The organism is Shinella zoogloeoides, assembly GCF_033705735.1.
In the GTDB taxonomy this organism is placed as follows: Bacteria; Pseudomonadota; Alphaproteobacteria; order Rhizobiales; family Rhizobiaceae; genus Shinella; species Shinella zoogloeoides_A.
This window is the reverse complement of sequence record NZ_CP131130.1, coordinates 185,962-201,195: the sequence shown is the minus strand read 5'-3', so window position 1 is coordinate 201,195 and position 15,234 is coordinate 185,962. Positions and strand designations below refer to the sequence as shown.

The 15,234-nt window shown below is 68.3% G+C and carries 8 protein-coding genes; 2 read left to right on the top strand and 6 right to left on the bottom strand.

The features are described 5' to 3' along the window. The first annotated feature begins 436 nt into the window (after window positions 1-436). Both ShzoTeo12_RS00955 and pbpC read left to right on the top strand, forming a co-directional pair. Window positions 437-5,887, top strand: a complete 5,451-nt coding sequence (locus ShzoTeo12_RS00955) for an alpha-2-macroglobulin family protein (protein WP_318912477.1) — start codon at window positions 437-439, stop codon at window positions 5,885-5,887. Window positions 5,888-5,898: 11 nt separating this feature from the next. After that, the gene (gene pbpC, locus ShzoTeo12_RS00950; RefSeq protein WP_318910866.1) at window positions 5,899-7,983 is read left to right on the top strand and encodes a penicillin-binding protein 1C; all 2,085 of its coding nucleotides are present in this window, start codon (window positions 5,899-5,901) and stop codon (window positions 7,981-7,983) included. A gap of 418 nt (window positions 7,984-8,401) precedes the next feature. Here pbpC and ShzoTeo12_RS00945 read toward each other — a convergent pair whose 3' ends face one another. The 6 genes from ShzoTeo12_RS00945 to ShzoTeo12_RS00920 are packed head-to-tail and all read right to left on the bottom strand — an operon-like array spanning window position 8,402 to window position 15,222. Beyond that, window positions 8,402-9,202 carry a crotonase/enoyl-CoA hydratase family protein gene (locus ShzoTeo12_RS00945; protein ID WP_318910864.1) on the bottom strand — a complete coding sequence of 267 codons (801 nt, stop codon included), beginning with the start codon at window positions 9,200-9,202 and terminating at the stop codon, window positions 8,402-8,404. Continuing rightward, window positions 9,199-10,074, bottom strand: a complete 876-nt coding sequence (locus tag ShzoTeo12_RS00940) for a hydroxymethylglutaryl-CoA lyase (protein WP_318910862.1) — start codon at window positions 10,072-10,074, stop codon at window positions 9,199-9,201. The genes ShzoTeo12_RS00945 and ShzoTeo12_RS00940 overlap by 4 nt, the downstream gene beginning before the upstream one ends. After that, window positions 10,071-12,056 carry an acetyl/propionyl/methylcrotonyl-CoA carboxylase subunit alpha gene (locus ShzoTeo12_RS00935; RefSeq protein ID WP_318910860.1) on the bottom strand — a complete coding sequence of 662 codons (1,986 nt, stop codon included), beginning with the start codon at window positions 12,054-12,056 and terminating at the stop codon, window positions 10,071-10,073. Before ShzoTeo12_RS00935 ends, ShzoTeo12_RS00940 begins: the two co-directional genes overlap by 4 nt. Window positions 12,057-12,070: 14 nt before the next feature. After that, the gene (locus ShzoTeo12_RS00930; RefSeq protein WP_318910858.1) at window positions 12,071-12,454 is read right to left on the bottom strand and encodes a RidA family protein; all 384 of its coding nucleotides are present in this window, start codon (window positions 12,452-12,454) and stop codon (window positions 12,071-12,073) included. A 12-nt stretch (window positions 12,455-12,466) separates the two neighbouring features. Beyond that, on the bottom strand, window positions 12,467-14,074 hold the full coding sequence (locus ShzoTeo12_RS00925; RefSeq protein WP_318910856.1) for a carboxyl transferase domain-containing protein: 1,608 nt from the start codon (window positions 14,072-14,074) through the stop codon (window positions 12,467-12,469). Then, window positions 14,074-15,222: an isovaleryl-CoA dehydrogenase gene (locus tag ShzoTeo12_RS00920; RefSeq protein WP_318912476.1), complete on the bottom strand. Its 1,149-nt coding sequence runs from the start codon at window positions 15,220-15,222 to the stop codon at window positions 14,074-14,076. Before ShzoTeo12_RS00920 ends, ShzoTeo12_RS00925 begins: the two co-directional genes overlap by 1 nt. Window positions 15,223-15,234 lie beyond the last annotated feature (12 nt).

Below are 15,234 nucleotides of genomic sequence, written 5' to 3'. Positions count from 1 at the left end.
CTGCGCAACAAAGGGGAGCCGAACCCGGCCGCACAAATGAAAAAAGCGAGGGTTGAACCCCCGCTTCCTCATCCCGGCCTGACCGGGGAAGTGTTTCGCGCAGGTGCCAGTACATCCGTGGTCACCGCGTTTGCGAAACACGACTTTCGTGTCTGACGAGGTTCTAGCCGCCCGCTGTTACAGCGATATGACAGAAGAGCGCCCGTCGATGTTTTGCAGTCTGCGTTCATATGGTTAACAAAAGGTTAACGCGGCAAGGATCGAAAAATTTCGCATTTCCGGCGATTGAACGGCGGATCTCAAACGTCTTCCCCCTGATTTCCTGCGTCACCTCTTCCATGCCCCGTCGAAACGCCCGGTCTTTCGATTGACAAGCCGGGACGGGGTCTGAAGAGTGGCGGCAACGAGACGGCAGCGGTAGGAGGACTTGATGTCTATGCGCGCATTCTTCGGTTTCACGGCTCTTGTTCTTTCGGCCGTCGCCTCGCCACCGCTGGCCGCCCATGCGGAAGAAACCCGCACCATCGTCACCACCGAGAACAGCGACTATTTCGGCTTCGACCTGCGCACCGTGCAGGACGTGACGCTCGACCAGTGCAAGACCGACTGCATCGACGACATGTCATGCCGCGCCTTCACCTATAACCCCAAGGTGAAGTGGTGCTTCCTGAAGAGCGACTTCAACCAGATCAACCATTTCCAGGGCGCCATCGCCGGCAAGATCGTCAAGGCCGACAATGCCGCCGATATCGGCGCCGCGCCCGCGCTCTCCTTCATCAGCGAATACATGCTGAACGATGCCCGCGCCTTCCGCGACAATCTCGCCCTGCCGGCGGACCAGGTCGGCCAGGGGGCGGAAAGCCTCGCCTCGCTGGGCCGCATCGAAACGGCCTCCGACCGCTTCGACCAGGCGCTCGCCGCCTTCCGCGGCGCGCTGTCGCTGGCGCCGGACGACTATTATCTCTGGATCGAGACGGCCGAATCCATGGGCCGGGCGACAAACAACAGCTATCTCGCCGGCCAGGGGGCGCTTGCGGCGATCAACGCCTACCAGCTTTCGCGCACGACCGAGACGCGCGCCCGGGCGCTTGCCGTGCTCGGCGACACGCTCGACGTTTCCGGCAGCTACCGCGCCGGCATCAATGCCTACAAGGCGAGCCTCGAGCAGCAGGAAGACGTCGCCGTCCGCTCGGCCTATCTGAACCTGCGGACCCGGCAGGGCTTCCGCATGGTGAGCCACACGATCGATTCCGACAGTGCCAGCCCGCGGGCCTGCGTGGAATTCTCCGAGCCGCTGGTGAAGTCCGGCGCCGACTACGCCTCCTTCGTCACGCTCGACGGCGCTGCGCCGAAAGCCGTGGAAGCCAAGGACCGGCAGATCTGCGTGGAGGGCCTGAAGCATGGCCAGCGCTACAAGATCGCCTTCCGCCCCGGCCTGCCCTCCTCCGTCGATGAGCCGCTCGCGGCCGCGGTCGACCTCGACATCTACGTGCAGGACCGCACCGCCATGGTGCGCTTCACCGGCGACGGCTTCGTGCTGCCCGGCAGCGTCCGCCGCGGCATTCCCATCGTCTCGGTCAACACCGACAGCGCCGACCTGAAGCTCTACCGCGTCGGCGACCGCGCCATCGCCGGGCTGCTGGCCGACAGCCGCTTCCTCACCCAGCTCGACGGCTATTCGGCGAGCCGCATCGAGAACGACAACGGCGAACTCGTCTGGCAGGGCAAGATCGACATCTCGCCGGAACTCAACAAGGACGTCGTCACCAGCTTCCCGGTCGACGAGGCGCTGCCCGAGCGCAAGCCCGGCGTCTACGTGCTGACCGCCGCGGCAACGAACGGCCGCAGCAACGAGTGGGATTCCAAGGCCACGCAATGGTTCGTCGTCTCGGATGTCGGCCTTACCACCTATGCCGGCACGGACGGCCTCAACGTCTTCGCCCGCTCGCTCGACAGCGCCGGCCCGCTGGAAGGCGTCGAGCTGCAGCTGATCGCCAAGAACAACGAGGTGCTCGGCACCGCGACGACCGATGCCGACGGCCGCGCCACCTTCACCGCCGGCCTCATCCGCGGCACCGCCGCCAACACGCCCGCCGTGATCCTCGCCAAGAAGGGCGAAGGCGACTTCGTCTTCCTCGACATGACGCGCGCCGGCTTCGACCTTTCCGACCGCGGCGTCACCGGCCGCCCGGCGCCGGGCGCCATCGACGTGCTCACCTGGACGGAACGCGGCATCTACCGCGCCGGCGAGACGGTGCATGTCGCAGCGCTTGCCCGCGACATCGAATCGAACGCCGTCGAGAAGCTGCCGCTCACCTTCGTCTTCAGCCGCCCGGACGGCGTCGAGGATCGCCGCATGGTGGCCGACGGCGCGACGCTCGGCGGCTATGCCGTCGACCTGCCGCTCATGGAAAACAGCATGCGCGGCACCTGGACCATGCAGGTCTATACCGACCCGAAGGGCACGGCGATCGCCGAGAAGCAGTTCCTCGTCGACGACTTCGTGCCGGACCGCATCGAATTCGACATGAAGACCGAAGCGAAGTTCGTCGATGCCGAGACGCCGGCGCCCATCACGGTCGAGGGCCGCTATCTCTACGGCGCGCCGGGCGCCGGGCTCGAGATAGAGGGCGACGTCGCCCTGAAGCCGACGCGCCAGGATGCCGCCTATCCGAACTATGTCTTCGGCCTTGCCGACGAGGAAGCGCTTGAGGAAAACCGCGTCCCGCTCGACGGCCTCGACGTGCTCGACGACGAGGGCAAAACGACCTTCGACCTCACCGTTTCCGACCTTCCCTCCACCACACAGCGCCTCGAAGCGCGCGTGACGCTGCGCATGAAGGAAGCGGGCGGCCGCGCCGTCGAACGCAACCTGACGCTGCCCGTCAAGGCATCCGGCCCGATGATCGGCGTGAAGCCGGAATTTGGCGGCGAGCTTTCGGAGAACAGCGTCGCCAACTTCCACGTCGTCGCCGTCGATCCGGACGGCGCGAAGGCGGCGATGCAGGGCCTGCCCTGGAAGTTGCTTTCCGTCGAGCGGAACTATCAATGGTATCGCGACGGCAGCTCCTGGCGCTACGAGCCGGTGCTCTCGACGACGCAGATCGCCAACGGCACGCTGGACGTCGCCGCCGACGGCGGCCGCATCTCGGTTCCCGTCACCTGGGGCCGCTACCGCCTCGAAGTGGAGAGCCCCGAGCCGGAAGGCCCGGCGACCAGCATCGAGTTCGATGCCGGCTGGTATGTCGCGGCAAGCTCGACGGAAACGCCCGACGCGCTGGAAATCTCGCTCGACAAGGAAAGCTATGCCGTCGGCGAGACGGCGAAGCTCAAGGTTTCGCCGCGCCATGCCGGCCAGCTCCTCGTCACCATCGGCGCGGAAAGCCTGATCGCCACCCAGACCGCCACCATCGGCGCCGAAGGCGGCGAGGTGGAAATCCCGGTCACCGAGGAATGGGGCTCGGGCTCCTACGTCACCGCGACGCTCTTCCGCCCCGGCTCCGACCGGGAAAGCCGCATGCCGATGCGTGCCATCGGCATCACCTGGCTGAAGGTCGATCCCGCCGAGCGCAAGCTCGACATCGCGCTCGACGTGCCGGAAAAGACCCTGCCACGCCAGCCGCTCGACATTTCGCTGAAGGTCGCGGGCGCCGGCGCCAATGAGGAGGCCTATATCACGGTCGCCGCCGTCGATGTCGGCATCCTCAACCTCACCCGCTACGAGGCGCCCGATCCGGCCGGCTGGTATTTCGGCCAGCGCCGCCTCGGCATGGAGATCCGCGACATCTACGGCCGCCTGATCGACGGCTCACTCGGCACGACGGGGCGCCTGCGCACCGGCGGCGACGGCGGCGAAGGGGCGCTCCAGGGCAACCCGCCGAAGGAAAAGCTCGTCGCCTTCTTCGCCGGTCCGGTGAAGCTGGACGCGGAGGGCAACGCCAAGGTCAGCTTCGACATTCCGCAGTTCAACGGCACCGCACGCGTCATGGCCGTCGCCTGGACGAAGACGGGCGTCGGCAGCGCGTCGAAGGATGTCGTCATCCGCGATCCGGTCGTGGTGACGGCAAGCCTGCCGAAGTTCCTCGCTCCCGGGGACCGCGCGGACCTGAGGCTCGACATCGCCAATACCGATGCGCCGGCCGGCGACTATACGGTCGAGGTCACGCACAATGCCTCGGTCATGGTCGACCAGACAGGCGCCAGCCAGATGCTGAAGCTCGAACCCGGCGGCAAGACCGCGCTCACCCTGCCGCTGATCGGCGGGGAAGCCGGCGACGGCCTCGTCACCGTCAAGCTGACGAACGGGGCCGACATGTCGCTGGAGCAGGTGCTCAACGTGCCGGTGCGTCCGGCCGCCATGCCCATCACCACGCGCCGGCCCATCGAGATCGCCGCGAACGGGAGCCTGACCATCGACGACCAGTTGCTCGCCGACAGCCAGCTTGCCGGCGCCTCGGTGAGCCTCAACGTCTCGCGCGCTGCTGCCTTCGACATTCCGGCCCTCCTGATGGCGCTCGACCGCTATCCCTATGGCTGCACGGAGCAGACGACGAGCCGCGCCCTGCCGCTCCTCTATCTGAGCGAGCTTTCCAGGCAGTCCGGCCTGCCGGAGGACACGGAAACGCAGAAGCGGGTGCAGGACGCCATCTATCGCGTCCTCGCCAACCAGTCCTCCTCCGGCAGCTTCGGCCTCTGGTCTCCCGGCTATGGCGACCTCTGGCTCGACGCCTTCGTCACCGACTTCCTGACCCGCGCCCGCGAGCAGAAGTTCGAGGTGCCGGAAAAGGCCATGGTGCAGGCGCTCTCCAACCTGCAGAACGCCCTCTCCTACGACGTCAACGTCTCGACCCAGGGCAACGAGATCGCCTATGCGCTCTATGTGCTCGCCCGCAACCGCAAGGCCGCGATCAGCGACCTGCGCTACTATGCGGATACGAAGCTCCCCGAGTTCTCCTCGCCGCTCGCCCGCGCCCAGATCGCCGGCGCGCTCGGCCTCTACGGCGATGCCCAGCGCTCGATGACGATCTTCTCCAACGCGCTCGGCCTGTCGCGCGAGACCGCCATGAATGCCAGCCTCTCGCGCACCGACTACGGCTCGTCGCTGCGTGACGGCGCGGCGATCCTGGCGCTCGCCGCGGAAAGCCGGCCGGTTCCCGACGTCATCCCGGACCTGACCAAGCTCGTCGCCAGGGAGTGGGATAACAAGCGCTGGACCAGCACGCAGGAACAGACCTGGATGCTGCTCGCCGCGCGCTCCGTGCGCGATGCCGACAAGGGCCTGAAGCTGGAGATCAACGGCGCGGCACGCGACGGCGGCTATGCCGCGCAGATGACCGGCAAGTCCCTGCTGGAGCATCCGCTGACCGTCGCCAACCGCACCGGCGAGCCGGTCGCGGCCATGCTGACCACCGTCGCGGCCCCCGCCGATCCGCTGCCGGCCGGCGGCGACGGCTTCGCCATCGAGCGCACCTACTACACGCTCGACGGCGAGGAGGCGAACATCACGGAGGCGACGCAGAACGAGCGCTACGTCGTGGTGCTGAAGGTGACGGAGCACAATAGCTGGCCGTCGCGCATCATCATCACCGACCTCCTGCCCGCCGGCTTCGAGATCGACAATCCGAGCCTCGTCGACAGCGCGAAGCTTTCCAACTTCGACTGGCTCGGCCAGACCGAGGCGGCGCATACGGAGTTCCGCTACGACCGCTTCGTGGCGGCCTTCAACCGCAGCGAAGGCGACAACCGCGAGGTGACGCTCGCCTATGTCGTACGCGCCGTGACACCCGGCACCTACGACCTGCCGGCCGCGCAGGTGGAGGACATGTACCGTCCGCAATACTCCGCCCGCACGGCGACCGGCCGCATGCAGGTCGTCAAGGCCGAGTAGGAGGGGACGCCATGGCGCTCTGGCGCAAGCTCCTCGTCGGTTCCCTGAGCGGGGCGGCGGCTATTGCCGCCCTCGCCTTCGGGCTCGACCGTGCGGACCGCGCCTATCCGCCGCCCGTTGGGGTGGCGGATACCGTCTCGAAGGAAGTGCTCGACCGCGACGGCCGGCTGCTGCGTGCCTTCGCGACGCCGCAGGGGCACTGGCGGTTGAAGACCACAGCCGCCGATGTCGATCCGCAGTTCATCCGCATGCTGCTTGCCTATGAGGACCGGCGCTTCAACGCGCATTCCGGCATCGATCCGCTGGCGCTGCTGCGCGCCGCCGGCCAGTTCGTCACCAGCGGCCATATCGTTTCGGGCGGCTCGACGCTCTCCATGCAGGTCGCCCGCCTGATCGAGCCGCGCGAGAGCCGGTCGATGCTCGCCAAGCTGCGCCAGATGGCGCGCGCCGTCCAGCTCGAACGGCGGCTCTCCAAGGCCGAGATCCTCGACCTCTACCTGACGCTTGCCCCCTATGGCGGCAATCTCGAAGGGGTGCGGGCGGCAAGCCTCGCCTGGTTCGGCAAGGAGCCGAAGCGGCTTTCCGTCGCCGAGGCCGCCCTCCTCGTCGCCCTGCCGCAGCTTCCCGAAAAGCGCCGGCCCGACCGGCACCGGGAGGTGGCGGAAAAAGCGCGCGAGCGCGTGCTGAACCGCATGGCGGTCTCCGAGATCATCGGCGAGGGCGAGGCCGAGCGCGCGAGCGCCGAGGCCATCCCTACCCGCCGCAAGCAGCTTCCGTCCTACGCCGCCCATCTCTCGGAACTTGCGCTGCGCAAGGACCCGAAGGCGGTCACGCGCAGCACCACGCTCGACCGCACGGTGCAGGACGGGCTGGAGACCGTCGCCCGCGAGGCCGCCGAGCGGCTCGGCCCGAAGGTCTCCATCGCCATGGTGATGGCCGATGCCCGCACCGGCGAGATTCTAGGCGAAGTCGGCTCGGCGGATTATTTCGACGGCAGCCGCGCCGGCTGGATCGACATGACGCGCATCCGCCGCTCGCCCGGCTCGGCGCTGAAGCCGTTCATCTACGGCCTCGCCTTCGAGGAGGGCCTGGTCGCGCAGGAGACCATCGTCGAGGACCGTCCCGCCGATTTCTCCGGCTATCGGCCACGCAATTTCGACATGACCTACCAGGGCGACATCAGCGTGCGCAAGGCCCTGCAGCTGTCCCTCAACGTGCCCGCCGTGCGCCTGCTCGACGCCGTCGGCCCGACGCGGATGATGGTGCGCTTCCGCCGCGCCGAGGTGCGGCCCGAGCTGCCGCCGGGCGAGACGCCCGGCCTTGCCATCGGCCTCGGCGGCCTCGGCATCACGCTGCGCGACCTCACCCAGCTCTATGCCGCGCTCGCCAATCGCGGCATGCCGGTCCGGCTCGGCGACGGCATCACGGGGGATGCCGCCGTTATCGACGGCGATCCGCTGCTCGATCCCGTCGCCGTCTGGCAGGTCTCGGACGTGCTGTCCGCCGTCATCCCGCCGACCGGCAGCCGCCGGCTCGGCATCGCCTACAAGACCGGCACGAGCTACGGCTACCGCGACGCCTGGTCGGTCGGCTATGACGGCCGGCATGTGCTCGGCGTCTGGGTCGGCCGCGCCGACAACGGCGCCGTGCCGGGCCTGACGGGCTACGGCGCCGCCGCGCCCATCCTCTTCGAAGCCTTCTCGCGCTCCGGCGTCGCCATCACCGCGCTGCCGCGCGCGCCGGCGGGCGCCGTGCGCATCGCGCAATCGGAACTGCCGGCCAGCATGCGCCGCTTCTCCACCACGTCGAACGGCCTCGTCGCCACCGCCGGGCGCGAGCCCGCGCCGCAAATCGTCTATCCGCCGGAGGGCGCCCATGTGGAGCTCGGCGCGACGACGGCGGGCGCGATCTCGCCGCTCGTCCTGAAGCTCCAGGGCGGCCGCGCGCCCTTCCGCTGGCTCGCCAACGGCAAGGTACTGCCCGACGCCGCACGCCGGCGCACGACGCAGTGGACGCCGGAGGGCGCGGGCTTCTCGACGCTGACGGTGATCGACGCTGCCGGGCGGGCGGCGAGCGTGCGAGTGTTCATCGAATAGGGGCGATGTCCTTTTTTGGCCGGGGTCCGCCCCTCATCCGGCCTGCCGGCCACCTTCTCCCCGCAAGCGGGGCGAAGGAGATATGCCGCGCCGGTTTCCTCAACCAATGGCCGCAAGTGGGTACGCCCCGCTCCCCGTAAGCGGCAGGGTCACCGCATATGGAATTCGACGTCGCCGTCCTTCCCTTCTCCCCTCGGGGAGAAGGTGGCCCGAAGGGTCGGATGAGGGGGCGGCAAAGAGAAACTTTTCTTTCTGCCTTCGGCATCCCCCTCATCCGCCTGCCGGCACCTTCTCCCCGCTGGGGAAAAGGGGATATGCCGCAACGGTTTCCCAAACTTCCAACGTTGCGTGGGGCAAGTCCCCTCTCCCCGCTTGCGGGGAGAGGGTTAGGGTGAGGGGCAAAGCCAAACCCGCAATGTCACGCTTTCGTATCGGCCAATACCCAACCCGGCTTTCGCTTCTCCAGAAAGGCCGAAATCCCCTCCCCCGCCTCGGGCGTCTCCCAGGTATCGGCAAGCCGGGTCAGCGTCATCTCGATGACCTTGTCGTCGATGGGCGGGGCGAGCGCATGGGCGAGCGCTTTCGCCGCCGCCACCGCATTCGGCGAGGCCGCGAAATAGGGCGTGATCTCCGCCTCCACGGCCTCATCCAGCGCCTCCGGCGCCACGATGCGGCTCACGAGGCCGATATCGCGCGCGACCGCCGTATCGAACAGGCGGGCGGAGGTGGCGAAGCGCAGGAAGGCCACGGGGCCGATGCGTGCGGCGACATAGGGGCTGATCGTCGCCGGGATGAGGCCGAGGCGGGTTTCGGTGAGGCCGAAGCGGGCACCCTCCACGGCGATCGCCGCATCGCAGACGCTGATGAGCCCGACGCCGCCGCCATAGGCCTGCCCGTTGACGCGGGCGACGAGCGGCTTCGACAGGTCGCGCAGCGCCTTCAGCATCAGCGCGAGGCGGCGCGCCTCGGCGATGCGCTCCTCGCGCGTCGCGGCGATCTGCTCCTTCATCCAGTTGAGGTCGCCGCCGGCGCAGAAGCTCTCGCCCTCCCCGGTGAGGACGACGGCGCGCACCGCCCTGTCCTCGGCAAGCAGGCCGGCGACGGCCGTCAGCTCGCGGATCATCAGACCGGACAGCGCATTGTGCTGGGCGTGGCGGCGGAGCGTCAGGGCGGCGACGCCGCGCCGGTCGACGGATACGGAAATCGTCTCGAAGTTCATGGCTGCACCTCCTCATGATGCATGCCGGTGATGCGGCGGGCGAAGGCCGCGGCAGCGGCGAGCTTTTCCGGGTCGAGCCCCGTCTCGTAATCCGTCTCGGCCAGCATGTCGGCGACGGCGAGCGTATCGACATTGCCGCGCGCGCCAGGCGCGAAGGGGCAACCGCCGAGCCCGCCGACCGACGCGTCGAAGACGGAGAGCCCATGATCGAGCGCGACGCGGATATTGTCGAGCGCCATTCCGCTCGTATCGTGGAAATGGCCGGCGAGGTTTTCCGGCGCGGCTATGTCCAGCACCGCCTCCAGCATGGCCGCAACCTCGCTCGGCCAGGCGCGCCCGATCGTGTCGCCGAGGCTCACCTCATGGCAGCCGAGATCGAGGAGCTGGCGGGCGACCTCCGCCACGGCCTGCGGCGCGACCGGCCCGTCATAGGGGCAGCGCACGACGCAGCTGACATAGCCGCGCAGCGGAACGCCGTCCCGCCGCGCCGCCTCCGCCACCGGGCGGGCGCGTTCGATGCTCTCGGCGATCGAGCAGTTGAGGTTGGCCTGCGAAAAACCCTCGGAGGCCGAGAGGAAGACGGCGATCTCGTCGGCGCGGGCCACCCGCGCGGCCTCGTAGCCCTTCATGTTGGGCACCAGCGCCGAATAGGAAACGCCCGGCCGGCGCCGGATGCCGGCCATCACCTCGGCGCCGTCGGCGAGCTGCGGCACCCATTTCGGGCTGACGAAGCTCGTCGCCTCGATGCGTCGGAAACCGCAGCCGGACAGGAGATCAATCAGCGCGATCTTGTCAGCGGCCGGAATGATCGCCTTCTCGTTCTGCAGGCCGTCGCGGGCCGCCATTTCCACGATTTCGATACGCCGCTTCATGTCGCCTCCTCGGGCTCCAGCGCAAGAAGCAGCGCGCCTTCCGCCACCTGGTCGCCCACCGCTACCGGCACCGCCGCCACCACGCCATCGCGTGGGGCCGCCAGCACCAGTTCCATCTTCATCGCCTCCATGGTGACCAGCGGCTCGCCCCTTGCGACGCGCGCGCCCTGCTCCGCCGCCACGATCCGCACCAGCCCCGGCATCGGCGCCGAAAGCCGGTCGCCGCCCGCCGCCGCCTCGCCATGATGACCGGCCTCTTCGGCGGTCGCGAAGGCATGGCCGTGGCCGCCGAAGAAGACGGCGATGGCCGATCGGTCGCGGTGAACCGTCGCCGGGAGGATATGGCCATCGACATCCACCTGGAGGGACGATCCGTCGATGGAGTGCAGGCGCAGGTCCGTCGCAAGGCCGTTGTGCTCGACCCGGAAATTCTCCTTGCCGCGGATCGTCACGCGCAGTGCATGTTCCACGCCGCCATGATCGAGGAAGGCCGTCCGCGCCGCCTCGCCCCAGAGCCGGAAGCCGCGCAGCCGCCCCCAGGGATCGGGTTCAGTGGCGGCTTCGAGGAAGCCGAGCGCCGAGAGGGCGGCGAGCGCGAAGGCCTCCTCGGAGGCATCCGGCTCCGCCAGCAGGCTTTCGCCGGCACGGCCGATCAGGCCCGTATCGACATCGCCCGCCGCGAAGGCCGGCAGGCGGCAGAGGCGGGCGAGGAAGCCGGCATTGGTGACCAACCCGCCGACGCGGCATTGCCGGAGCGCCCCCTCGAGCCTTGCCAGCGCCTCGGCGCGGTCGCGGCCATGGGCGATCACCTTGGCGATCATCGGATCGTAATAGGGGGTGATGACATCGCCGGCCTGCACGCCGGAATCCACGCGCACGCCCTCCGGCACATCGAAGACCGAGAGGCGGCCGGTCGCCGGCAGGAAGTCGCGGGCCGGATTTTCCGCATAAAGCCGCGCCTCGAAGGCCCAGCCGTCGATGGCAAGCTCTTCCTGCCGCTTCGGTAGCGGCTCGCCGGCAGCGACGCGGAGCTGCCATTCGACGAGATCGAGGCCGGTGATCGCCTCCGTCACCGGATGCTCCACCTGCAGGCGCGTGTTCATCTCCATGAAATAGAACCGGTCCTGCCGAAGCCCCTCGGAAACGTCGGCGATGAACTCCACCGTGCCCGCGCCGCTATAGCCGATCGCCGCCGCCGCGCGCACGGCCGCCGCGCCCATCGCGGCGCGCATCTCCGCCGTCATGCCGGGAGCGGGCGCTTCCTCGATCACCTTCTGGTGCCGGCGCTGGAGCGAGCAGTCGCGCTCGAAGAGATGCACGACATCGCCATGCCCGTCGCCGAAGACCTGCACCTCGATATGGCGGGGCTTGGCCATGTATTTCTCGACCAGCACGCGGCCGTCTCCGAAGGCGCTTTCGGCCTCGCGGCGGGCGCTGTCCAGCGCGGCGGAGAAATCGGTCGGGTCATCCACCCGCCGCATGCCCTTGCCGCCGCCGCCGGCGCGCGCCTTGATCAGCACGGGATAGCCGATGGCCACCGCCTCGCCGGCGAGGAAGGCTGCTTCCTGCCTGTGACCGTGATAGCCGGGCACGACGGGCACGCCGGCCTTTTCCATCAGCGCTTTGGCGGCGTCCTTGAGGCCCATGGCGCGGATGGCGTTGGCGGAGGGGCCGATGAAGACGAGGCGCGCGGTCTCCACCGCCTCGACGAAATCGGGGTTTTCCGAAAGGAAGCCGTAGCCGGGATGCACCGCCTCGGCACCGCTCGCCTTTGCCGCCTCGATGATCGCCGGGCCGTTCAGGTAGCTCTTCGCCGCCTCCGCCGGACCGATGCGGATCGCCTCGTCGGCCATCCCGACATGCAGCGCCGCCCGGTCGGCATCCGAATAGACGGCGACCGTCGCCACACCCATGCGCCTTGCGGTGCGGATGATGCGGCAGGCGATTTCGCCGCGATTGGCGATGAGGATCTTCCTGAACATCCCGGCTCCGCTTCTCACTGGGCTGCGACGGCTTCGACTTCCAGCAGCCATTTTCCATCGAAGATCGAGGTGATGACGACGCTCATCGCTGGGGCGACGGCGCCGAGATATTCGCTGCGGATCTCGCGGTTGGCGGTGGCGTGGTGCCGGTCGGAGAGGAAGGTCGTGACCTTGACGAGGTCCGCCTTCGTCATGCCCGCCGCCTTCAGTTGCGCGTCGACATTGCGCCAGACGAGCCGGGCCTGGTCCTCGAAGCTCTCCGGCACCTTGTCGTCGTCGGAAACGGGGATCTGGCCGCTGACGAAGACCAGCGTCTTGAAATCCTCGATCTTCACGGCCTGCGAATAGCCGCCGCGCGGGGCGGGGGCGTTTTTGGCATTGATCGATTCGCGTTTCATGACTTGCCTCCTCTACATCCTGAAGACGCCGAAACGGGTGGGCTCGACGGGCGCGTTGAGCGCCGCCGAGAGCGAGAGCGCCAGGACGTCGCGCGTCCGGCGCGGATCGACGATGCCGTCGTCCCAGAGCCTTGCCGAGGCATAGAGCGGGTGGCTCTGGCGGGCGAACATGTCGATGGTCGGCTGCCTGAAGGCGGCCTCCTCCTCCGTGCTCCAGCTCCCGCCCGCCCGCTCGATGCCCTCGCGCTTCACGGTCGCCAGCACGCCCGCCGCCTGCTCGCCGCCCATGACGGCGATGCGGCTGTTCGGCCAGGTCCAGAGGAAACGCGGCGAATAGGCCCGGCCGCACATGCCGTAATTGCCCGCGCCATAGGAGCCGCCGATCAGCACCGTGATCTTCGGCACGCCTGCGGTGGCGACGGCGGTGACGAGCTTCGCCCCATGCTTGGCGATGCCCTCCGCCTCGTATTTGCGGCCGACCATGAAGCCGGTGATGTTCTGCAGGAAGAGCAGCGGAATGCCGCGCTGGGCGCAGAGCTCGATGAAATGCGCCCCCTTCAGCGCTGCCTCGGAAAAGAGCACGCCGTTGCTGGCGATAATACCGACGGGCAGGCCGTGGAGGGCCGCGAAGCCGCAGACGAGCGTGGTGCCGAAGCGGGCCTTGAACTCGTCGAAACGCGAGCCGTCGACCATGCGGGCGATCACCTCGCGCACGTCATAGGGCGTGCGCGTGTCGGCCGGCACGATGCCGAGAAGCTCTTCCGGGTCGTAGAGTGGGGCATCGCCCGCGCCGGACCTCACGACCGGCGGCTTCTGCGTGTTGAGATTGGCGGCGATCCCACGGGCGATGGCAAGGGCATGGCGGTCGTCGCGCGCCAGGTGATCGGCGACGCCGGAAAGGCGGGTGTGCACGTCGCCGCCGCCAAGGTCTTCTGCCGTCACCACCTCACCCGTCGCGGCCTTTACCAGAGGCGGGCCGGCGAGGAAGATCGTGCCCTGGTTCTCGACGATGACGGTCTCGTCGCTCATCGCCGGCACATAGGCCCCGCCCGCCGTGCAGCTTCCCATGACGACGGCGACCTGCGGGATGCCGGCGGCGGACATCTGCGCCTGGTTGTAGAAGATGCGGCCGAAATGATCGCGGTCCGGAAACACCTCGTCCTGGTTCGGCAGGTTCGCCCCGCCGGAATCGACGAGGTAGATGCAGGGCAGACGGTTCTGCGCCGCGATCTCCTGCGCGCGCAAATGCTTCTTCACGGTGATGGGATAATAGGTGCCGCCCTTCACCGTTGCGTCGTTGCAGACGATCATGCATTCGAGGCCGGAGACGCGGCCGATGCCGGCGATCATGCCGCCGGAGGGCGAGGCGCCGTCATAGAGGCCGTGGCCGGCGGTGAGGCCGATTTCGAGGAAGGGCGAGCCAGGGTCGAGAAGCTGCGCCACCCGCTCGCGCGGCAGCAGCTTGCCGCGGGAAAGGTGGCGCTCGCGCGCCTTCGCCCCGCCGCCGTCCATGGCAAGGCTCGCCGCCTCTTCCACCAAGGCCAGCGCATCGAGCATCGCCTTGCGGTTTGCCGCGAAGGTTTCGCTGCGCGTGTTCACGGCCGAAGGGAGAACCGGCATCACAGCGTCTCCTGGAAGATTTCGCGGCCGATCAGCATGCGGCGGATTTCCGAGGTGCCGGCGCCAATTTCGTAGAGTTTCGCATCGCGCAGCAGGCGGCCGGTCGGATAGTCGTTGATATAGCCGTTGCCGCCGAGCGACTGGATGGCCTCCAGCGCCAGCTTGGTCGCCATCTCGGCGGAATAAAGGATGCAGCCGGCGGCATCCTTGCGCGTCGTCTCGCCACGGTCGCAGGCGCTCGCCACGGCATAGACATAGGCGCGGCAGGCATTGAGCGCGACATACATGTCCGCCACCTTGCCCTGCATGAGCTGGAACTCGCCGATGGACCGGTCGAACTGCTTGCGCTCGTGAAGATAGGGCACGACCACATCGAGGCAGGCGGCCATGATGCCGAGCGGGCCGCCCGACAGCACGACGCGCTCATAGTCGAGACCGGACATCAGCACGTTGACGCCGCGCCCGACGGTGCCCATCACGTTCTCCTCCGGCACCTCGCAATCGGTGAAGACCAGCTCGCAGGTATTGGAGCCGCGCATGCCGAGCTTGTCGAGCTTCTGCGCGGTGGAAAAACCCTTGAAACCCTTCTCGACGAGGAAGGCGGTGATGCCGCGCGGGCCGGCTTCGGGATCGGTCTTGGCATAGACCACCAGCACATCCGCATCCGGCCCGTTGGTGATCCACATCTTGTTGCCGTTCAGCACATAGCGTGGCCCACGTTTTTCCGCGCGCAGCTTCATGGACACGACATCCGACCCCGCCCCCGGCTCGGACATGGCGAGCGCGCCGACATGTTCGCCGGAGATCAGCTTCGGCAGGTACCGTTCCCGCTGCGCCGGCGAGGCATTGCGGACGATCTGGTTGACACAGAGATTGGAATGGGCGCCGTAGCTGAGGCCGACGGAGGCCGAGGCGCGGCTGATCTCCTCCATCGCCACGCAATGGGCGAGATAGCCCATGCCGGCGCCGCCGAAACTTTCCGGCGCGGTGATGCCGAGCAGGCCGAGGTCGCCCAGCTCCCGCCAGAGCGGCATCGGAAAGGTGTTGCTGCGGTCGATCGCGGCGGCCAGCGGGGCGATCCTGTCGGCCGCAAAGCGCCGCACGCTCTCGCGCAGCGCCTCGATATCCTCGCCAAGCCCGAAGCTCATGCCGGCGTCATA